The organism is Xanthomonas cannabis, from assembly GCF_040616535.1.
GTDB lineage: Bacteria > Pseudomonadota > Gammaproteobacteria > Xanthomonadales > Xanthomonadaceae > Xanthomonas > Xanthomonas cannabis.
In genome coordinates this window covers 4,022,916-4,043,537 of record NZ_CP136580.1, presented here as the reverse complement: position 1 = coordinate 4,043,537, position 20,622 = coordinate 4,022,916, and the positions used below count along the sequence as shown (strand labels likewise).

Annotated in this window: 16 protein-coding genes; 6 read left to right on the top strand and 10 right to left on the bottom strand. The window is 64.7% G+C overall.

All coding sequences use genetic code 11. The annotated features are described in order from the left end of the window. Positions 1-5: 5 nt before the first annotated feature. Together RZV17_RS16985 and RZV17_RS16980 are read right to left on the bottom strand one after the other, a co-directional pair. Entirely contained in the window at positions 6-725 is a 720-nt protein-coding gene (locus tag RZV17_RS16985; RefSeq protein ID WP_166744225.1) for an ABC transporter ATP-binding protein, read from the bottom strand. 48 nt (positions 726-773) lie between these two features. Then, positions 774-2,045, bottom strand: coding sequence for an efflux RND transporter periplasmic adaptor subunit (locus RZV17_RS16980; protein ID WP_104579456.1), 1,272 nt, complete (start codon positions 2,043-2,045; stop codon positions 774-776). Between the two features lie 205 nt (positions 2,046-2,250). Here RZV17_RS16980 and glmS point away from each other — a divergent pair, with 205 nt between their 5' ends. The 3 genes from glmS to RZV17_RS16965 all read left to right on the top strand — a co-directional run bounded on the left by glmS (position 2,251) and on the right by RZV17_RS16965 (position 6,322). After that, on the top strand, positions 2,251-4,080 hold the full coding sequence (gene glmS / locus RZV17_RS16975; protein WP_104579455.1) for a glutamine--fructose-6-phosphate transaminase (isomerizing): 1,830 nt from the start codon (positions 2,251-2,253) through the stop codon (positions 4,078-4,080). A 388-nt stretch (positions 4,081-4,468) separates the two neighbouring features. Then, the gene (locus tag RZV17_RS16970; protein ID WP_039564281.1) at positions 4,469-4,942 is read left to right on the top strand and encodes a hypothetical protein; all 474 of its coding nucleotides are present in this window, start codon (positions 4,469-4,471) and stop codon (positions 4,940-4,942) included. Between the two features lie 234 nt (positions 4,943-5,176). Then, positions 5,177-6,322: a hypothetical protein gene (locus tag RZV17_RS16965; protein ID WP_355605165.1), complete on the top strand. Its 1,146-nt coding sequence runs from the start codon at positions 5,177-5,179 to the stop codon at positions 6,320-6,322. Between the two features lie 134 nt (positions 6,323-6,456). Here RZV17_RS16965 and RZV17_RS16960 read toward each other — a convergent pair whose 3' ends face one another. The 6 genes from RZV17_RS16960 to RZV17_RS16935 form a co-directional block, all read right to left on the bottom strand. Further along, positions 6,457-8,331, bottom strand: a complete 1,875-nt coding sequence (locus tag RZV17_RS16960; RefSeq protein WP_355609455.1) for a peptidoglycan-binding protein — start codon at positions 8,329-8,331, stop codon at positions 6,457-6,459. Positions 8,332-8,430: 99 nt separating this feature from the next. Beyond that, positions 8,431-9,192, bottom strand: a complete 762-nt coding sequence (locus RZV17_RS16955) for a hypothetical protein (RefSeq protein WP_355609453.1) — start codon at positions 9,190-9,192, stop codon at positions 8,431-8,433. A 332-nt stretch (positions 9,193-9,524) separates the two neighbouring features. Next, a complete protein-coding gene (gene gloA / locus RZV17_RS16950; protein ID WP_355605162.1) occupies positions 9,525-10,049 on the bottom strand; it encodes a lactoylglutathione lyase in 525 nt (174 codons plus the stop codon). Positions 10,050-10,206: 157 nt separating this feature from the next. After that, entirely contained in the window at positions 10,207-11,280 is a 1,074-nt protein-coding gene (locus tag RZV17_RS16945; protein WP_355609450.1) for a copper resistance protein B, read from the bottom strand. 209 nt (positions 11,281-11,489) lie between these two features. Next, entirely contained in the window at positions 11,490-13,274 is a 1,785-nt protein-coding gene (locus RZV17_RS16940; protein WP_047692957.1) for a copper resistance system multicopper oxidase, read from the bottom strand. Between the two features lie 226 nt (positions 13,275-13,500). After that, on the bottom strand, positions 13,501-13,917 hold the full coding sequence (locus RZV17_RS16935) for a CopL family metal-binding regulatory protein (RefSeq protein ID WP_047692994.1): 417 nt from the start codon (positions 13,915-13,917) through the stop codon (positions 13,501-13,503). 134 nt (positions 13,918-14,051) lie between these two features. Between RZV17_RS16935 and RZV17_RS16930 the strand changes: the two genes are divergently transcribed. Both RZV17_RS16930 and RZV17_RS16925 read left to right on the top strand, forming a co-directional pair. Beyond that, positions 14,052-15,155 (top strand): PLP-dependent cysteine synthase family protein, encoded by a 1,104-nt coding sequence (locus tag RZV17_RS16930; RefSeq protein WP_039403655.1) that lies wholly within the window; start codon positions 14,052-14,054, stop codon positions 15,153-15,155. 92 nt (positions 15,156-15,247) lie between these two features. Then, a complete protein-coding gene (locus RZV17_RS16925; RefSeq protein WP_047692958.1) occupies positions 15,248-17,272 on the top strand; it encodes a M3 family metallopeptidase in 2,025 nt (674 codons plus the stop codon). A 97-nt stretch (positions 17,273-17,369) separates the two neighbouring features. Here RZV17_RS16925 and fabB read toward each other — a convergent pair whose 3' ends face one another. Both fabB and fabA read right to left on the bottom strand, forming a co-directional pair. Then, positions 17,370-18,578: a beta-ketoacyl-ACP synthase I gene (gene fabB, locus RZV17_RS16920; protein ID WP_047692959.1), complete on the bottom strand. Its 1,209-nt coding sequence runs from the start codon at positions 18,576-18,578 to the stop codon at positions 17,370-17,372. After that, positions 18,578-19,093: a 3-hydroxyacyl-[acyl-carrier-protein] dehydratase FabA gene (fabA, locus tag RZV17_RS16915; protein WP_039403728.1), complete on the bottom strand. Its 516-nt coding sequence runs from the start codon at positions 19,091-19,093 to the stop codon at positions 18,578-18,580. Before fabA ends, fabB begins: the two co-directional genes overlap by 1 nt. A 345-nt stretch (positions 19,094-19,438) precedes the next feature. Between fabA and dinB the strand changes: the two genes are divergently transcribed. After that, entirely contained in the window at positions 19,439-20,518 is a 1,080-nt protein-coding gene (gene dinB / locus RZV17_RS16910; RefSeq protein ID WP_047692960.1) for a DNA polymerase IV, read from the top strand. The last annotated feature ends 104 nt before the right edge of the window (positions 20,519-20,622 follow it).

The window sequence follows — 20,622 nt, the reverse complement described above, 5'->3', positions numbered from 1 at the left end:
GCTCCTTAGTCGGCCAGGGTTGCAGCAGTGCTGGGCGCGCGCATCAGGCTGGGGTTGCGTTCCAGGTCGGTGGCCTGGCCGTCGACGATGTGCACGTTGCGCTGCGCGCGCGCGGCCAGTTCCGGGTCGTGGGTGACCATGACGATGGTGGTGCCCTGGCTGTTGATCTCTTCCAGCAGTTCCATCACCCCGCGCGCCATTTGCGAATCGAGGTTGCCGGTGGGTTCGTCGGCCAGCAGCAGGCGTGGGCTGCCGGCCAGTGCGCGCGCGATCGCGGCGCGCTGCTGCTGGCCGCCGGACAGTTCGGTGGGGTAGTGCTTCAGGCGCGAGCCCAGGCCGACCTTGGTCAGCGCCTCTTCGATGCGCTGCTTGCGCTCGGCCGCGGCCATGCCGCGATAGCGCAGCGGCACATCGACGTTGTCGAACAGGTTGAGGTCGGGAATCAGGTTGAAGCCCTGGAAGATGAAGCCGATCTTCTGATTACGCAGGCGCGAGCGCGCATTGTCGGAGAGATGGCTGACGTCTTCGCCATCCAGCAGATACTGCCCGCTGGTGAAGGTTTCAAGCAGCCCGGCCAGGTTGAGGAAGGTGGTCTTGCCCGAGCCGGAGGGGCCGGTGACCGCGACGAATTCGCCTTCGCGTACATGCAGGTCCAGCGAGCGCAGCGCGTGCGTTTCCACCTGTTCGGTGCGGAAGACCTTGGAGACTGCTTGCATCTTGAGCATTGCCGATTCCTTTGCGAAGAGAGAGTGCGACGAGGTGGAATGACTGAATCAGTGGACGGTGACGCGCGGCGCATCGCCGAAGTTGTCTGCGCCGGACACCACCACACGGTCGCCAGCCTGCAGCCCGGACAGCACCTGCACTTCGCCCAGGCTGCTGACGCCCATGCGCACGGGGCGGCGCACCGCGGTGTTGCCATCCATCACATAGGCGTAGCTGCCGCCGGATTGTTCGACGAAGGGGCCGCGCTCGACCTTGAGCACGTTGCGGCGCGTGTCCATCACCACGCGTGCGCTCATGCGCTGGCTCTGGCGCAGGCCCGGCGGCTGCTTGTCGGTGAAGCGGATGCGCGCGGTGACCTCGCCGTTGACCACTTCCGGCGACACCGCCGAGATGGCGCCGGGGAACGGTTCGCCGCTGCCGCTGGTGAGCTGGGCCGGCATGCCGATCGCGAGATCGCGCGCGAAGCTCTCAGGCACCTTGATCTCGACTTCGAACTTGGACAGATCCACCACGCCCAGGATCGGTGCGTTTGCGGCGACCTGGGTGTGCTGCACCGCCTGCACCTGACCGACCTGGCCATCGAACGGCGACAGCAGGGTGAGGGCGTCCACCTGGCGCTGCACCTCGGCCACCACCGCGCGTTGGCGGTCGGCCAGCAGGCGCTTGTTGCGCGAATCCAGATCTGCGCCCTGGCTCTTCAGCGCCGCATCGCGCTGGGCGTGCTGCAGGTCGATGTCGGTCTTCTTCAAGGTGTCCTGCGCCTTGGCCAGCTCCACCTGCGGCACCGCACCGCCATCGTAGCCGCGCTGATAGCGCTCCAGGTCGCGTGCGGCGGCCTGCTTGTCGATCCGGGCCTGGTCGGTGAGCTTGCTGGCGTTGGCGCGGGCCAGCGTGGCATCCAGGGCGGCGCGGCTGGATTCGGCCTCCAGGCCGGCCAGCGTGGCCTGCTCCTGCGCCAGCTTGCTGCGCAGCTCCGGGCTGTCTATGCGCGCCAGCTCCTGGCCCTGCTTGACCACATCGCCGGCGACCACGCTCAGCGTCACGGTGCCGGCGGAGATGGCGTAGAGCACGGGGCTGTTGGCGGCGATGACGCGGCCGTCGGCGGCGATGTCGCGCACCAGGTCGCCCTGGCTGACCGTGGCGATGCGTACCCGGCTGGCGTCGAACGAGCGGCTGCCGGCGCTCCATGCAGTGACCGCCCAGCCAATACCGGCCAACACGGCGACCGCAGCGATGCCGGGCCACAGCCAGCGGCGCCACGGCGTGCCCCGGCTGGGGGTGCTGAGAACCTGGTCCTGGGCAGAGGTGTCACGAATCATGGTCGGCGGGCTCGGTGGCGTCACGATGACAAAGCAGGACGCGTGCCAACCGGCAAGTGGCTGAAATGTTTGCACTTTAGGGTCGCAGCGCAGGTGTCCGCAGTGTCCGCGGACACCTGCGCGGACACGCTGTCCGGGGACGGTCATGCAGTGGACAAGAGCGGACACGCTAAAATGCCGGTCTTCTTCCTAAAGAGCTGTCCCTATGTGCGGCATTGTCGGAGCGATCGCCGGGCGCGATGTGGTCCCGGTCCTGATCGAAGGACTCAAGCGGCTGGAATACCGCGGCTACGATTCCTCCGGCATTGCGGTGCTCGATGGCGACCAGGTGCGCCGGGTGCGACGCACCGGGCGCGTGGCCGAAATGGCCCAGGCCGCGCAGGCCGAACAGTTCGGCGCCACGTTGGGCATCGGCCACACGCGCTGGGCCACGCATGGCGGTGTCACCGAAGCCAATGCGCACCCGCATATCAGCGCCGGCGTGGCGCTGGTGCACAATGGCATCATCGAAAATCACGAAGCGCAGCGCGAAAAACTGCGCGCGCTGGGCTACACCTTCGAGTCGCAGACCGACACCGAGGTCATCGCGCACCTGATCCATCACCATCTGGGCAGCGCGGGCGACCTGCTGACCGCGCTGCAGCGCACCGTCAAGGAGCTCACCGGTGCCTACGCGCTGGCGGTGATGAGCCAGGCCGAGCCGGAACGGTTTGTCTGCGCGCGCATGGGCTGCCCGTTGCTGATCGGGGTGGGCGAGGGCGAGAACTTCGTCGCCTCCGATGTGTCGGCCATCGTGCAGGCCACCCGCCAGGTGATCTTCCTCGAAGAAGGCGACACTGCCGAACTGCGTCGCGATGGCGTGCGCATCTTCGATGGCAACGACGCGCCGGTCGAGCGCCCGTTGCACCTGTCGGACGTGTCGTTGGCGTCGCTGGAACTGGGCCCGTTCCGCCATTTCATGCAGAAGGAAATCCACGAGCAGCCGCGTGCGCTGGCCGACACCATCGAAGCGGCCATCGATGCCAAGGGCTTTCCGGCGTCGCTGTTCGGTGCCAACGCGGAAGCGGTGTTGCGCGACATCGAAGGCGTGCAGATCCTGGCCTGCGGCACCAGCTACTACGCCGGCATGACTGCGCGCTACTGGATCGAAGCCATCGCCGGCCTGCCGTGCAGCGTGGAAATCGCCAGCGAATACCGCTACCGCGCCGCGTATGCCAACCCCAAGCACCTGATCGTCACCATCTCGCAGTCCGGTGAAACGCTGGACACGATGGAAGCGCTGAAATACGCCAAGTCGCTGGGGCATCTGCATACGTTGTCGATCTGCAACGTGCCCGAAAGCGCGATCCCGCGCGCCAGCGAACTGGTCTGCTATACACGCGCCGGCGCCGAGATCGGCGTGGCCTCGACCAAGGCGTTCACCACGCAGCTGGCGGTGCTGTTCCAGCTCACCATGGTGCTGGGCAAGCTGCAGGGCCGCATCAGCGAGGCCGAAGAAGCCGATTATCTGGAGCAGCTGCGTTTCCTGCCGGGCAGCGTGCAGCACGCCCTGAATCTGGAGCCGCAGATCATGGCCTGGGCCGAGCGGTTTTCGGCGAAGGAAAATGCGCTGTTTCTCGGCCGCGGCCTGCATTACCCGATCGCGCTGGAAGGCGCGCTCAAGCTCAAGGAAATCTCCTATATCCATGCCGAAGCGTATCCGGCTGGCGAGTTGAAGCACGGCCCGCTGGCACTGGTGGACGCGGCGATGCCGGTGGTGGTGATCGCACCGAACGACCGCCTGCTGGAGAAGGTCAAATCCAACATGCAGGAAGTGCGCGCACGTGGCGGTGAGCTGTTCGTATTCGCCGACCAGGACAGCCACTTCAGCGAGTCCGAAGGGGTGCATGTCATCCGCACGCCACGCCACGCCGGCGTGCTGTCGCCGGTGATCCACACCATCCCGGTGCAGCTGCTGGCGTATCACACCGCCCTGGCACGCGGCACCGATGTGGACAAGCCGCGCAATCTGGCCAAGTCGGTGACGGTGGAGTAAGCGCGCGAGTGGACGACCGCGCCCGCCGTCAGGCAGGCGCGGTCAGTGCGTTGTTTCTGCTTGGCCTGTGCCACCCGAATGCAGTGCTTGCGCGCTGCCGGTGCCGGCCTGGCCGAGGACCTGTGTGCGTTAGCCGTATCGAGCCACTGCACCGAAGCGTGAGCCTGCGGCCCTTGTGCAACGGCGGTGCGCAGCCAGGCTGCGTGGCTGCCCCGCTGCTGCTACGCAAGAGATAGCGGCGATCGTCGTCCTCGGGCAGCCAGGCGGCAGGCCGCCATCAAGGCGGCTGCGTGTAACGCCGCTTAGCAGCCGCGCTCCGAGGCTGCCAACGCTTTGGCCCAGGTTATGCATAAGCTTCTTGCGAGGGTCACACCATGCAGGAGGACGTATGCACGAGTCTTTCAAACAGGGGGCGCCAGCGGAATTGTGGCAGGCGTTGGTGCGCGAGGCGGGGCAGCGGATCGCACGTCCGCTGGACGAGTCGCGTGAGCATTATCTGGTGTTTGTGTTGTTGCGTTTCCAGCGCGATGCGCATCTGCTGTCGCGCACGCAGGCGCTGGCATGGTTGCATGCGCAGGATCAGGTCGGCAGCGTACGGGCCGATGCATTGCGCGATGTGGGCGACGGTTGCCTGCTGATTGCAGGCCTGTTCCCGGGTGTGGCGCAGCGCCGTCGGCTGAGTGTGGACTACTTCATCGACCTGGGGCGAGGCGCATATTCTGAAGTAGCCGACACCCGCTACAGCGATGCAGGACTGTTCGCACAACTGGCCGGCAGCTATCGCGAGCTGGTGCGCACACTCGCTGCATTGCGCACGCCACACGATTGGCAACCGAGCGCTGGCGGGATATTGCATGCGTAACCAGTGAACGTGCGCAGGGGCGGTCCCCACATCGGCGTCGGGACCGCCCCGACTGCGATGGCTGCCTCGTGCGGGCACACTATCCCTGCAGGACGATCTGCGGGTGCGTTGTGCCATTACCTGTCGATCCGAACCCTGCAGTGTTGGAGGCCATCGCGTGCAAGCGTTGGTGCATCGGTCGCGCTGCATGGGGGACATGCAGCGCGTCGCAGTCATCCATAGGGACAGGGATCAATGAAGACGTGTATCGCGGCGGTGCTGTTGGCACTGCCTGGGCTTGCCGTTGCGCAAGATTTGCCGCCGGGCTATGCCGGTCAGGGTGGAATGACGCTGCAGGAAATCGACCCTGCCATCTATGCGTATCACTACGACCACGGGTTCGTAGGCGAAGATGCGATGGGTTGGGACCCTGCGCTGCAATTCGCCTGGTCGCGTATCGCCGCCGCCAAGGTCTGCGCACAGCAAACGCCATCTGATGCAGTGATCGGCAAGCTGGTGGAGCGGTACGGCAAGGATGCCGATGTGCACCAGATCAGCGGTATCGCCTTTCATGAAGCGCAGATGCGTGCAGCCGGGACGTTTTGTACGCCTGCGCGCGTGACCGAAGCCACGGCAGTGGGGCCTGCGTTTGCAGGCGGTGATTTCTCTGCGGCAACTGCCTATGCGGCGGCGGCTGAAGCGGGGACGATTGTGGTTGCGGCAGCCGAAGGGCAGCCATCGTCACAAACGCAAGCCGATGCAGATGTCGTCATTGCAACATCGGCTGACTGGGCCTTGCAGCTGCCGTTGCATGCCAGCATGCGCGTAGGCTCCAACGGGCTGCCCAATGGCGATGAAATGTTGCGCGTGGTGCGTCGCGGGCATACCGGGGCGGTGGTGGGATTGCAGATCGCCACCAGCTTGTTTGCGCGTGGGGGCGTGGTCTCGGCCTTCAACAAGGGGCAGTTGAGAGGCGAGAAGATGGAAGGGGTAGGCAATCCGGGTTATCAATTGCAGCGCGACGCGGTCAACGCGCACTTGAAAACCTATTTCACCGGGCATCCGACTGCGCTGCCGGTAGATCCGTTTCCATTGCAGGTGCTGATGTCCGACTGGCTGCTGGTGTATCAGAGCCTGGCCGATACCAAATCGCCCTACGAATTGCGCTATGCAGTGACGATCGGCGGAGAGCGCACCGGCCTTCTCAAGCGCAAGGCGAGCCCGGTCAGCATGCACTGTACACCTACACCGCGGACTGCTTCTCTGGAGCAGTGGGAAGCCAACGATTACGCCTTGGTCAAAGAGGCCGCACAGGCCTACAGCGACGAATGCGCAGCGAAATTCGCCGAGCGGTTGCCGCAGTGGTTCCCCGATAGAGAGGCTGTTGCGACGTCCAATTGAACGGCCGGATCTGTCGATGCCGGACATCGGGCACCCGATGTGCTCTGACAAGAATCACGCTAAACATATCGCTAAACCACAAGGGGCACTGATCCATCGATCAGTGCCCCTTGTGTCTTTCCATTGCAGAGCGATCAGCCTACGCTGCGCGCCTGGTTGCGTTGCTGCTCGTGCTGATCTTGTGCCTGCGTCTGCGATTGTGCTTCCTGCCGCACGGCATTGCTGCTTTGCTCCAGGGGACGTTCCGCAGCGGTTGCCTTGTCGGTGTAGATCCGCTGATGCGCCGGGTCGCTCGGCTGGCCCTGTACGGCAAACAGCCCGCTGCCGTCCTTGCTTTGCGCCACCATGTCGATTCGCTGCAGGCCACTGACTTTTGCTTCGAAGGTCATGTGGCCGGCAGCGTTCACCAACTGCTGCCGGTTGGCGAATGCATTCGGACCCAGTTGCTCCAGCTTGCTGACAGCCTGGTTGAATAGCGGGTGGTCGGGGTTGGTTTTCTCCGAGAGCAGCGGTGTTTTTTCTGCCTGCTTCAGCGCATTGAGCGTATCGCGGCCAACCACGCCATCGTCCTGTAGCCCGTGTGCACGCTGGAACGCCTTGACTGCCTCGCCCGTCCGCTGGCCATAGGCGCTGTCGGCTTTGAGTTCATTGCCGTTGGCGTCCTTGTAGCCCAGCTGTTGCAAGGTTTGCTGCAATTTTTGAACATCGGCACCGTGGGCCTTCTCGCGCAGCACGCCGGAGGTTTCGGCCGCAGCTTGTGCATGCGCGGGCTTGTGCGCGTTGCTGTCGTGCGACTGCTGCTTGGTCTGGCTGCGGTCCTGCAGCAACTCGCGCGCCTCGGAGAGCGGGTCGCTGGCATAGAGTTTGACGCCCTTGGCGTGCTTGCGCTCGAGGTAGGAATCCAGCGAGCTGAGTTCGACACCCTCGCCACCACGCGACTGGCTGATCTTGAGCTCGCCATCCTTGGGGTCGCGCACCACCATGGTGATGTGGTCGATGCCCTTGTAACGCCCCTTGTCCCAACTCTGCGGGCCATTGTCCTCGCCGATGATCATGCCTTCTTTGAGATTCTGGGCAGTGACGTCTTTGCCCTGGATCAGAACCCCGGAGCGCTCCTGCGCTTTTTCCACGATCATCGCCGCGCCGTCAATTGCCAGCTTGAATTGATCGCCCTTACTGAAAACGGTATGCCCAGCCTTTTCGTTGATCTCCTTCATGGTTGCGTTCTGCATGGTGGCAACCCAGCCAGAACAATCAACATATCCCTGTTCGGGGTGCTTCCCGTCCACACCTGCATGCTTGCCGCTCATGGCGTATTTGACGTGATCGTACTTCTCTGTCAAATCATAGGCAGCGCTTAGTGCGATAGCTCCCTTATGCTGTGTTTGTGCGGGCGTGCCCTGGGCCTGCGTCGGTGCGCGTGAAGGTGCATCGTTAACCGGTTCAATTCCTTTTTCGGGAATGCGAATGCGATCAAACTTGGTATCCCAGTATTGCCTGAACGTTTGTGCCATTTCCCTGTCGGGGAGGCGTTTAAACGCGTCGTATTCGACCCCAGTCACGTCCTTCAAGTCTTCTCTGGAGACATTGTTGATGATCTTCGCGCGAGTATCGGGACGGATGAATTCGCCGCGTGTGATAGCCGACTGGATTGAACGATAGCCGTCCGCACCCTGCTGGTGCGCCATGTATAAGTCCATTCCATCGGGCTGCTCTTTGCCCGACAGATATGGCATGCCGTTGCTTCCATGGCGGTTTACCAAGATGCGGCGGTTGTCCTGATAAAGTTGTGCAGCGGCATCGGTGTTAGCGACCGCATCCAACTCACGGCCCCTGATGCCGTATTGCTCAGCCGTTTCTGGTACGAACTGGAATAAACCCTTGGCGCTATTGGGGCCGCGCGATGCCAGTTCATTAAACTGGCCGCCAGTTTCAATATATGCGAACCGCATGAAGTCGTCGCGCGGAATATCGCGCTGCTGAGCTTCACGTTCGATGATGTCCAACACTTCAGCGCGGTTGTAGTCACGTGCCATCGCGTTCTCCATGCGATTGAGGCGGCAACAGATGCTGCCGCGTTAAGTCGACCTGAGCCAATCCATTGGCCCTTACCGGGAGGTCGACCGGTAGGTTTTCTGCGACGTATCGTAAAGATATTCGGTTACCGTGTCACCCTGGTCGGCTGCTCCAGGAATGCTTACCCGCAACAGGGGCATGTCGCTACCATCTTGCGGCACGATCGCAAGCGTGCCGGTGATGTCGATGCAAGGGATGGATCCCGGAGAGTCCGGTCCGCAACTTGCATCGTTATTGGAGCCAGCCTCGAGCGTTGCCAGGTAGCGCCACACATTTTCATCGGTTTTCGTCAGTTCATGCGGATTGAATAGCAGTATCTCGATCGTCCGCATACGGACCCCCGAGACCAGATACCAGGTGGGTAACGCCAGTAGCATGTCGCCCGAGGGTGCGATCCATGTCTGGGGCCTGCGCTCAGTATCTATCTCGTTGCCTTTTTCGCTACCCCCGAATTCACCAATGTAGGGTTCTACGCCTAGCAGCTTCCACGGGGACTTGCTGCCCGGCTCGCTGGCCACAAACGTGGCGTGAGCAAGTGTCACCTTGGTACCAGGGGCAGCGTAGTGATTCTCGCGCTCCGCACCGTAGAGCTCGGGCGTTTCCCAGGCAAAGCCGGTGTAATAACGCGTACCGCCAAGTTCGAACTGGAAGCCGTACCAGTAATTGATCCAGCTGCCATTGGCGACCTCGTAAGAGGTTGCGCCGTCGCCGTCCACGTTGCTGATGAAATACAGCACGCTATCGGGTCGCGGCGGCTGCACTTGTTGAGTCGATCCCTGGGTTGCGTCCTGCATGGGAGATGCTTCCTTGTCTGCGGATTTAGGGGTGGTGGCTCTGGCCGTGTCGGCAGTGGCCGTCTTTGGAGCCGTAGCGTCTGGCGCCGCCGGCGTGCACGCGGCGATCGTTGCTAGCGCAAGGATCAGTGGAATCTTCCTGACGAGCATTGGGGTGCATCCATTGCGGAGGGCGGCGAAAGTCTACTCCAGCCCGCCGTTGTGTCCAGTCGTCGCGCCGCGCCTGGTGGTGCCGGCTTTCCGCCGTGGCGTGGGACCTTGGGGCGGTATGGGAGGAGTTTTCATGTCTACTCCCATCCGCTGAAACGTCAGGGTTGCCGAGCGTGCCGCTCTTAGGCCAGAGGCGTATTGGAAATGATCTCTACCCAGTATCCGTCCGGGTCCTTGATGAAGGCCAGGTGCTTCATGCGGCCGTCTTCCAGGCGCTTTTGATACGGCACCTCGAGGCTGTCGAAGCGTGCGCAGGCGGCGTGGATGTCCGGCACCGAGATGCAGATATGGCCGAAGCCGCGTGGGTCGCTGTTGCCGTCGTGATACACGGGACCGTCTTCGGTTTCGGTGCCGTGGTTGTGGGTCAGTTCGAGCACGCCGGGGATGCCGGCCATCCACAGGCGACGCTGTGCGTCATCATCGGGAATGGCAGTGTCTTGCGGCAACAACGCGAGAAAGTACAGGCTGAATTTCGCTTCTGCGTAGTGACGTGCATCCAGCAGGCGGAAGCCGAGCACGCGCGTGTAGAAATCCAGCGAGCGCGGCGCGTCTTTGATGCGCAGCATGGTGTGGTTGAACACGAAGCCGTAGGTCTGTGCCGGCGCCGCACTGGCACCGGGAACATGCTGCAGATCGGTCAAAGGCATGGTGATCTCCTCTTGAAAGTTGAGTGCGCAGGGTGAGCGCCGGGCGGCGATTTTAGCGGGGGCGGGGTTGTGTGCGTGTCATGGCAGCGCGCTGCCACCTTCCACGCGTGTCAGCGGCAGGGGCCAGATAAGCAGTCTGGGCCCCCTTGCCACTGGCTCAGAACCAGATGCGCACGCCGGCGACGAAGCGACTGTCGCGTGCAGGCTCCTCGTCCATCGTGGCGTTGGCCCGGTCACCGAAGCTGCGGTGATGCACCCAGCCGATGTAAGGCGCAAACCGCCGGGTGATTTCGTAACGCAACCGCACGCCTACTTCGACCTGTTGCAGCCCGCTGTCGATACCGCGTCGATCGTCATCGGTCACTGCGATGGTCGCCTCTGCACGTGGCTGCAGGATCAGGCGGTTGGTGAGCAGCACGTCGTACTCACCTTCCAGCCGCACGGCGGCGCGACCATTGCCTACAAACAGCGTGGCTTCGGTTTCGAACTTGTACGGCGCCACTCCCTGCACCCCGAACGCGGCCCAGCTGCGATGGTCTGCACCCACGTCCTGACGCACGCCTGCCAGCAGATCCCACCACGGTGAGATGGCATGACCGTAGAACGCTTCGACCGATGCATCCCGTGTGCGGCCGCGGTGACGCTCGCCTTCGCTGCGGAGCCAGAGCCGGTTGATGTCGCCGCCGACCCACGCCCGTGCTTCCCACGCTTGCCCGCTGCCGCGGTCGGTGTCGAAGGCTTCCAGGCGATCGAGCAGGACATACCGATTGATGCCGGTTCCGTGCATCGCATGGCTACGCAACGGGGCAAAGGCCGCCGCGATGTCCTCGTTGGTGGGCTCGGGAATTGGCTCGCGTGGCAGTGCGGTGTTGCCACGTGGGACATATGTGGGCGCGGGCGTGCTCGTGGCTGTTGCATGACCCATCGTTGCGTGATCCATCGCCGTATGATCCATCGCCGCGTGGTCGACTGCAGCGTGCTCCGTCGCGGCATGATCCGTCGGCCCATGATGCATCGCGCCATGGTCCATGCCCTCATGCGACATCTGGCGTTGCTCGGCTGGCGAAGGCGACACGGCTTGCTGCGGTGTTTGCGGGAAGTCTGCATGCTGCGGGGGCACTACGCCGTGGGCATGCGCCGGGTGATGTGCCGGAGCGTGCGTGGCAGCATCCGGCTCCGTCGAAGCGGCGTCATCGCTGGCGTGCTGCGCATGCGCATGCGTCATGTCCATCGCGGGCGTCGCATCGCGCGCGGACGACGGCGCTTCCGGAGAGGCTGGCGCCTGCGTGCCGGTTTCGCCGGGCTGGTCTGCTGCCTGCATCGAATGGGCATGATGGTCGTGCGCTGCCATGTCCACCGCAGCATGCATGTGCTCCTGCGCCGCCAGCGGTGCACTGAACAAGACGCTGCTCGCTACCAGCGCCGTGAGCCGAAGCGCGCTCATGCCTCCACCCGCACTTCGCGCATCATGCCCGCTTCCATGTGGTACAGCAGATGGCAGTGATACGCCCAGCGGCCCAGCGCATCGGCGCGCACGCGGTAGCTGCGGCGGGTGCCCGGCGGCATGTCGATGGTGTGCTTGCGCACCTGGAAGTTGCCGTCGGCATCTTCCAGGTCGCTCCACATGCCGTGCAGATGGATGGGGTGCTGCATCATGGTGTCGTTGACCAGCACGATGCGCAGCCGCTCGCCGTACTGCAGGCGCAACGGCTCTGCAGAAGCGAAGGCGATGCCATCGAAGGACCAGGCGAATTTTTCCATATGCCCGGTCAGATGCAGCTCGATCTCGCGTCCGGGATCGCGCCCATCCGGGTCGTCGAACAGGCTGTGCAGATCGCCATAGCGCAGCACGCGGAGGCCGTTGTCGCGCAGGCCCACGCCGGGGTCGTCCAGCCGCGGTGCGGTGGCGTTGCTGCGCATGTCGATCAGTGGGTTGCCGGCCTCGCTGGCGGGGTGGTGCGGGGTCTTGTCGTGTGCCTTTGCATCGTCATGCGAGTGCATGTCGTGCATCGCATGTGCGGCCTGCATCCCGGGTGCGTCATGCATTGCGGGCATTGCGTGATGCATCCCATCGCCATGCCCCATGTCCTGCATGGTCAAAATCGCACGCGGGTCCAGTGCAGGAATCGGCGCCTGCAAGCCGTGCCGTACCGCCAAGGTGCCGCAGGCGAAACCGGTACGCCCCATGTCCTGCGCGAACAACGTAAATGCATCCTGTCCGATCGGTTCGACGATGACGTCGAAGGTTTCGGCTGCGGCAATGCGTAGTTCGTCCACGCTGACCGGATGGACGTACTGGCCATCGGCGGCCACCACCGTCATGCGCAGCCCGGGGATGCGGAGGTCGAAGTAGGTCATCGACGAGCCATTGATGAAACGCAGCAACACCTTCTCGCCGGGGGTGAACAGCCCGGTCCAGTTGCCGGCCGGTGCCACGCCGTTGAGCAGGTAGGTGTAGGTGTTGGCGTTGACGTCGGACAGGTCGGTGGGGGTCATGCGCATGCGCCCCCACATGCCGCGGTCTGCCAACGTTGCCCGCACACCGTCTTCGCGCGCATCGCGCAGGAAATCGCCCACCGTGCGCTGCGCGTAGTTGTCGTGGCTGGGCATCTGCTTGAGCCGGCGGAACAGCGCGGCCGGGTCCAGATCGGTCCAGTCCGACAACAGCACCACATGCTCGCGGTCGTAGCGATACGGCGCTGGCGTCAGCGGGTCGATGACGATGGCGCCGTACAAACCTGCCTGCTCCTGAAACATCGAATGGCTGTGGTACCAGTAGGTGCCGGATTGGCGCAGCGCGAAGCGGTAGTGATACTCCTGCCCCGGCGCGATGCCATCGAAGCTCATGCCCGGCACGCCATCCATGTTGGCCGGCAGCAACAACCCATGCCAATGCACCGAGGTGGGCTGGTCGGGCAGCGCGTTGCGCACGCGCACGCTCACCGTGTCGCCCTCGCGCCAGCGCAGCGTGGGTGCGGGCAGGCTCTGGTTGACGGTGATCGCCGGGCGGGTGCGCCCGGTGATGTTGACCGGCAGGCGGCCGATCTGCAGCGACTGGCTGCTGCCGCGCAGGACGGGCGCAGCCATGGCGCCGGCTGCGCGTGCATTGTTGCGCCACAGCCCGGCGGTGGCGGCAACCCCGCCCAGGGCCAGGCCCTGCACGAAGCGGCGCCGGCTCAGGCCTGGCACGGAGGTTGGATCGAACACATGGGAATCGGAAGACATGACACCTCCGGTGCGTCTGCGCCAACTGGCGGACGCAGCGCATCGCTGGGAACTCCCGCGTGCAGGCACGCAGGGCGAAGGGCATAAGACGTGGCTGACAGACGATGCGGAGCCGGCATCAGGCTGCGGCGAGGGCGCGATTGCACGCGCAGCGCGCATGCACGACCTGACGACATCGGGTGACGAGCATGCCCGCCTGCTGGCGGGCACAGGGTCCGTCGGCCGCTTAGCCGATGGGAGGTCGCACCGGTTGCTCGTGCGCCGGGCTGCTGCGGCCCTCGTCCAGGGCGGCAGGCACGGCAAAATGGCCCGGCATCGCCGTCGGCACCGCAGGCAGCGTCAGCAGGGCCAGGCTGCAATGCTGCAGGCAGTCGCAACTGCCCAGCTTGCAGCAGTCGGCCGCATGCGGTTGGTCGCCTTTGACCTGCGCGGCCAGTGCGTCGGGCGCAGCGTCGTGCGGCGCCGCCATGGCGTCGTGGCAGGGCATGGCCGGTGCGGTCGACGGGTGCGCCGCCATCGCATGCGCCGTGGCCTGCGGCATCACCGTATCCGGCATCGCCATGCCCACCGACGCCCACGCGCCGGTGGCCGTATTGGCGACCAGGCACAGGCACAGCAGCAGGCGGAGCAGGCAACGCAGCACGGGCAATGGAGGCAGCGGACAGGGGCCACGAGCATACCACCGGCCTGGCAACTGTCCGCCGGATGACCGCCCGCCCCGGCAGCGCACCTGGCGGCGTTAGAATTGCGTTCTTCCTTTGCATCACGTCCGTGCCCATGTCGCAGCGCCAGTGGGTGGCCGCCGCCATCCAGAAGATCGAGGCCGATTTCAACCGTTCGGCCGACACCCATCTGATCCCGATGGACCTGCCGGGTTATCCGGGCATCGACCTGTACTTCAAGGACGAGTCCAGCCACCCCACTGGTAGCCTCAAGCACCGGCTGGCGCGCTCGCTGTTCCTGTACGCGCTCACCAACGGCTGGCTGCGTGCCGGGCGCCCGGTGATCGAGGCATCGAGCGGCTCCACCGCCATTTCCGAAGCGTATTTCGCGCGCCTGCTGGGGGTGCCCTTCATCGCGGTGATGCCGGCGTCGACCTCGCCGGAGAAGATCGCCGCGATTGAATTCCAGGGCGGCCGCTGCCATCTGGTGGAGCGCGCCTGCGACCTGGACAGCGCCTCGCATGCGCTTGCGCGCGAGACCGGCGGGCACTTCATGGACCAGTTCACCTATGCCGAGCGCGCCACCGACTGGCGCGCCAACAACAACATCGCCGAATCGATCTTCAAGCAGCTGTCCGAGGAGCCGCACCCGATTCCGGACTGGATCGTCTGCAGCCCCGGCACCGGCGGCACCAGCGCCACGTTGGGCCGCTATGTGCGCTACCGCCGGCATGCCACCCGCATCCTGTGCGCAGACCCGGAAGTGTCGGTGTTCTTCGACGGTTACTGCCGCGCGGTGGATGGGCAATGCCCCAAGGAGCTGGCCATCACCGGCGGCTCGCGCATCGAAGGCATCGGCCGGCCGCGGGTGGAATCGAGCTTCATCGCCAGCTGCGTGGACGTGATGATCAAGGTGCCCGATGCGCTGAGCCTGGCGGCCATGCGCCATGTCAGCGCCACCCTGGGCCGCCGCGTCGGCGGCTCCACCGGCACCAACTTCGTTGGCGTCCTGCAGGCGGCGCAGCGGATGCGCGAGGAGGGCCGTCAGGGCTCCATCGTCACCATCCTGTGCGATGCCGGCGAGCGCTACGCGCACAGCTATTACGACCCGGCCTGGTACGTGGCGCGCGAGATCGATGTCAGCGGCAGCGATGCAGCCATTGCGCTGGCCGTGAACGGCGGCGATCTGCCCGCCTTGCCTTGTGCCGCGCTGGAATGACCGCCATATCCACCACGCAGTGACACTCAACTGTCGGTACGTGTCACCAGATAACCTCGTCATTCCTGATCCAGTCCCCGCCGGAGCGCCCCATGACCAACCCGCTGCTCGACCTGTCCGGACTGCCGTCCTTCGATGCGATCCGCCCCGAACACGTGGGCCCGGCGATCGACCACTTGCTCGCCGATGCCGAAGCGGCAGTGAAAGCGGCCGAACAGGTCAGCCCGGTGAACTGGGACAGCTTCGTGACCCCGCTGGACGATGCCACCGAGCGCCTGTGGCGCGCCTGGGGGCAAGTTGGTCATCTGCAGGCGGTGATGAACACCCCGGAGTTGCGCGAGGCCTACAACAGCAACCTGCCCAAGGTAAGCCGCTTCGGCAGTGCGCTGGGCCAGAACCTGGCGCTGTATGCGCAGTACAAGGCGTTGGCGCAGTCGCCGGAGGCGGCGTCCTACGACGAGGCACGTCGCAAGGTGCTGGACAACGCGCTGCGTGATTTCCGCCTGGGCGGTGCCGAACTCGATGACGACGCCAAGGCGCGTTTTGCGCAGATCCAGGAAGAACTGTCGGCACTGGCGGCCAAGTTTTCGCAAAACGTGCTCGACGCCACCGATGCCTGGTCGCACGTGACCGAGGACGAAGCGCAGCTCTCCGGCCTGCCCGCCGAAGTGATCGCCGCCGCGCGTGCTGCCGCAGAAAAGGACGGCGTGGCGGGCTGGAAGTTCACCTTGCAGATGCCGTGCTATCTGCCGGTGCAGAGCGATGCCGACAGCCGCGAACTCCGCGCGCTGCTGTATCGCGCCAACGCCGAGCGCGCTTCCGAATTCGGCGATGCCGCGCTGGACAACAGCGCCAATATCGACCGCATTCTTGCGCTGCGTGCGGAACTGGCGCAGCTGCTCGGATTTGCCAGTTACGCCGACTATTCGGTGGCCACCAAGATGGCGCAGAGCCCGGACGAGGTGATGGGCTTCCTGCGCGATCTGGCCGTGCGCGCCAAGCCCTATGCGCAGCGCGACCGCGCCGAGCTTGAAGCCTTCGCACGCGACGAATTGGGATTGGACGAACTGCAGGCCTGGGATCTGGCCTACGTCAGCGAAAAGCTCAAGCAGGCGCGGTACAGCTTTTCCGAGCAGGAAGTGAAGCAGTACTTCACCGAGCCGAAGGTGCTGGCTGGTCTGTTCGATGTGATCCACAGTCTCTACGGCTTGCGCGTCACACAGGACAGCGCGCCGGTGTGGCACCCGGATGTGCGGTTCTACCGGCTGGAAGATGCGCAAGGTGCGCTGGTTGGCCAGTTCTATCTGGATCTGTATGCACGCGAGGGCAAGCGCGGTGGCGCGTGGATGGACGACTGCCGCAATCGCCGCGAAACGGCCAACGGCGTGCAGACGCCATTGGTGTACCTGGTGTGCAACTTCGGCCGCGGCAGCGGCGATGCACCGGCCACCTTCCGGCATGGCGAAGTCACCACGCTGTTTCATGAAATGGGCCACGGCCTGCATCAGCTGCTGACCCGCATCGGCGAGCTGGGCGTGGCCGGCATCAACGGCGTGGAATGGGATGCGGTGGAGCTCCCGAGCCAGTTCATGGAGAACTTCTGCTGGGAATGGGAGCGCGTGCAGGCGATGACCGCGCATGTGCAGACCGGCGAGCCGCTGCCGCGTAACCTGTTCGACCGCCTGCTGGCTGCGCGCAATTTCCAGAGCGGCATGTTCACCGTGCGCCAGCTGGAATTCGCCTTGTTCGACATGCAGCTGCACAGCAGCTTTGACCCGACCCAGGACAACGTGCTGCAACTGATCGAACGCGTGCGCGACGAAGTCGCGGTCAATCGCCCGCCAGCGTGGAATCGCTTCCCGCACCAGTTCAGCCACATTTTCGCCGGCGGTTATGCGGCCGGTTACTACAGCTACAAGTGGGCCGAAGTGCTCAGCGCCGATGCCTATGCCGCGTTCGAGGAGGCGCCCGAGCAGGTAGCCGAGACCGGCGCCCGTTTCAGCCACGAGGTGTTGTCGCGTGGCGGCAGCCGCAGCGCGGCCGACAACTTCCGCGCCTTCCGTGGCCGCGCGCCCCGGATCGACGCGTTGCTGCGGCATAACGGCATGGCCGGCTGACCCGGGAGTGGGGAATCGGGATCGGGGAGTGGCAAGAGCGATCTCCCGGCACACCGATTCCCCATTCCCCATCCGCGCGGCGTCTAGCGCCGCGTACTTACACCCGGCCGAACACCAGCGTGCCGTTGGTGCCGCCAAAGCCGAAGCTGTTGGACATCACCGTGTTCAAGCTGGCGTCCTGGGTTTGCCGCAGGATCGGGAAACCTTCCGCGCGCGGGTCCAGTTCTTCGATATGCGCCGAGCCGGCCATGAACCCATCGCGCAACATCAGCAGGCTGAAGATCGCCTCGTGCACGCTGGCCGAGCCCAGCGAATGGCCGGACAACGCCTTGGTCGAAGACAGCGGCGGCACGTTGTCGCCGAACACCTCGCGCACCGCGCCCAGTTCGGTGACATCGCCCAGCGGTGTCGAGGTGCCGTGCGTGTTGAGGTAATCAATGGGGCGATCCAGCCCCTGCATGGCCATGTGCATGCAGCGCACCGCGCCTTCGCCGCTGGGGGCGACCATGTCAGCGCCATCGGAGGTCACGCCGTAGCCCAGCAATTCAGCATGGATGCGTGCACCGCGCGCGATGGCGTGGTCGTAGTCTTCCAGCACCAGCATGCCACCGCCGCTGCTGATGACGAAGCCATCGCGCTGCGCGTCGTACGGGCGCGATGCCACCGCCGGACGATCGTTGAAGCCGGTGGACAGCGCACCCATCGCATCGAACATCACGCTCATGGTCCAGTGCAGTTCTTCGCCGGCGCCGGCGAACATCACGTCCTGCGCGCCATGGCGGATCAGATCCGCTGCCGCACCGATGCAGTGCGCCGAGGTCGCACACGCGGCCGACAGCGAATAGCTCAGGCCGCGGATCTTGAACGCGGTGGCCAGCGATGCAGAGACCGCCGAACTCATCGTACGCGGCACCATGTACGGGCCTACCTTGCGCACGCCGCGTGCCCGCAGCAGATCGGCGGTTTCCACCTGCCACTGGCTGGAGCCGCTGCCGGAGCCGGCAATCACGCCGGTACGCAGATCGCTGACCTGCTCGGCGCTCAGGCCCGCATCGGCGATCGCATCGCGCATGGCCAGATACGCATAGGCCGCGCCATCGCCCATGAAGCGCTTGAGCTTGCGGTCGATCAATGCCTCCAGGTCCAGTGCCACCGCGCCGCCCACCTGGCTGCGCAGGCCGGCTTCGGCGTGATCGGGCAGCGCGGTGATGCCGGAGCGGCTTTCGCGCAGTGCAGTGGAGACGGTGTCCAGATCATTGCCCAGACACGAATTGATGCCCATTCCGGTAACGACAACACGCCGCATCAGAAGCTCTCCGTTGAAGTGAACATGCCCACGCGCAGATCCTTGGCGGTATAGATCTCACGCCCGTCCACGAGCATGCGTGCGTCGGTTTGCGCCATCACCAGCTTGCGGTTGATCACGCGGCTGACATCGATCTCGTAGCTCACCAGGGTGGCGCTGGGCAGCACCTGTCCGGTGAACTTGACCTCGCCGCAGCCCAGGGCGCGGCCACGCCCGGGCGCACCGATCCAGGTGAGGAAAAAGCCGGTGAGCTGCCACATTGCATCCAGGCCCAGGCAACCGGGCATCACCGGGTCACCGATGAAGTGGCAGCCGAAGAACCACAGGTCCGGGCGGATATCTAGTTCGGCGCGAATCACGCCCTTGCCGTGTGCACCGCCGGTGTCGCTGATCTCGGTGATGCGGTCGAACATCAGCATCGGATCGTTCGGCAGCCTGCCGCTGTCGGGCCCAAACAATTCTCCACGCGCGCTGGCCAGCAATTGGTCGCGCGAGTACGCACTTTGACGAGTCATGACGAACGTGTCCTGCAAGGAGCGAGAGGCAAGGTCGGCAAGGGTGCATGAGCCTGCGCGGTTCAATCAAACGTTTTATCCGTACGCATGCGTGCTGTTTTCAGCCGCTTGCGTCGTTCATCAGGGCCGGATTGCATGTGGAACGGCAGCATGCCGGCATGCCGTCTCTGGGGAGCTGGCGCGCCCGCATGGTTGGCTCTGCAGCTGTGCCTTCCAGGCGTGATCGCTGGTGTTCGATGGCCGGTCGCGCCCGTTTGCCGCATACATCGTGCGCGATCGCCGCTCAAGGCATGAGACGGCGCTGGCTTATCATGGATGCAGACCTGCAACAGAGAAACCAGCTTGATGCGCAAGATCGTGCACGTGGACATGGATGCGTTCTACGCATCCGTGGAGCAACGTGACGACCCGAGCCTGCGCGGCAAGCCGGTGGTTGTGGCCTGGCGCGGTGCGCGCTCGGTGGTGTGCGCGGCCTCTTACGAAGCGCGCACCTTCGGCATCCGCTCGGCAATGCCGGCCCTGCGCGCCGAGCGCCTGTGTCCGGATGCGGTGTTCGTGCCGCCGGATTTTGCCCGCTACAAAGCGGTGTCGCGGCAGGTGCGCGAGATCTTCCATCGGCATACCGACCTCGTGGAGCCGCTGTCGCTGGACGAGGCCTATCTGGATGTCACCCAGGCCAAGACCGGCATGCAGCTGGCCACCGAAATCGCGCAACTGATCCGCACCCAGATCCGCGAAGAAACCCGGCTCACCGCATCGGCCGGCATCGCGCCGAACAAATTCCTGGCCAAGGTCGCCTCGGACTGGCGCAAGCCCGACGGCCAGTTCGTGATTGCGCCCAGCCGCGTGGACGCGTTCCTGCTGCCGCTCAAGGTCAATCGCATTCCCGGCGTGGGCAAGGTGATGGACGGCAAGCTGGCGGCATTGGGCATCGTCACCGTGGCCGATCTGCGCCTGCGCCCGCTGGAAGAATTGCAGGCGCATTTCGGCAGCTTCGGGCAGAGCCTGTACCGCCGCGCACGCGGCATCGACGAACGACCGGTCGAACCAGACCAGGAAGTGCAATCGGTCTCCTCGGAAGACACCTTCAGCGAGGATCTTGCGCTTGATGCGCTGGACCCGCACATCCTGCGCCTGGCCGAAAAGACCTGGCTGGCCACGCGCCGCACCGAACGCATCGGCCGGACGGTGGTGCTGAAATTGAAGACCTCCAATTTTCGTATCCTGACGCGCTCCCACACGCCCGAGCAACCACCGGCTTCGTTCGAGGCGTTGGCGCAGATTGCGCTGGCGCTGACCCGGCGCGTGGAGTTGCCTGCCGATACGCGTTACCGCCTGGTCGGTGTCGGGCTGAGCGGTTTCAGCGATGTGGAAGAGGGCGCGGTGCAGGGGCAGTTGTTCGGCGAGGTCTCGCAGGCGCCGTGAGCGCATGCCTGCCGGCGTTGCCGCGCGCGTCGACGGGTAAAACGGCTGCGCTCGCGCGGTGACGCGGCCTGAATCCCGCACTGCGTAAACTGCCACGTTCCCCG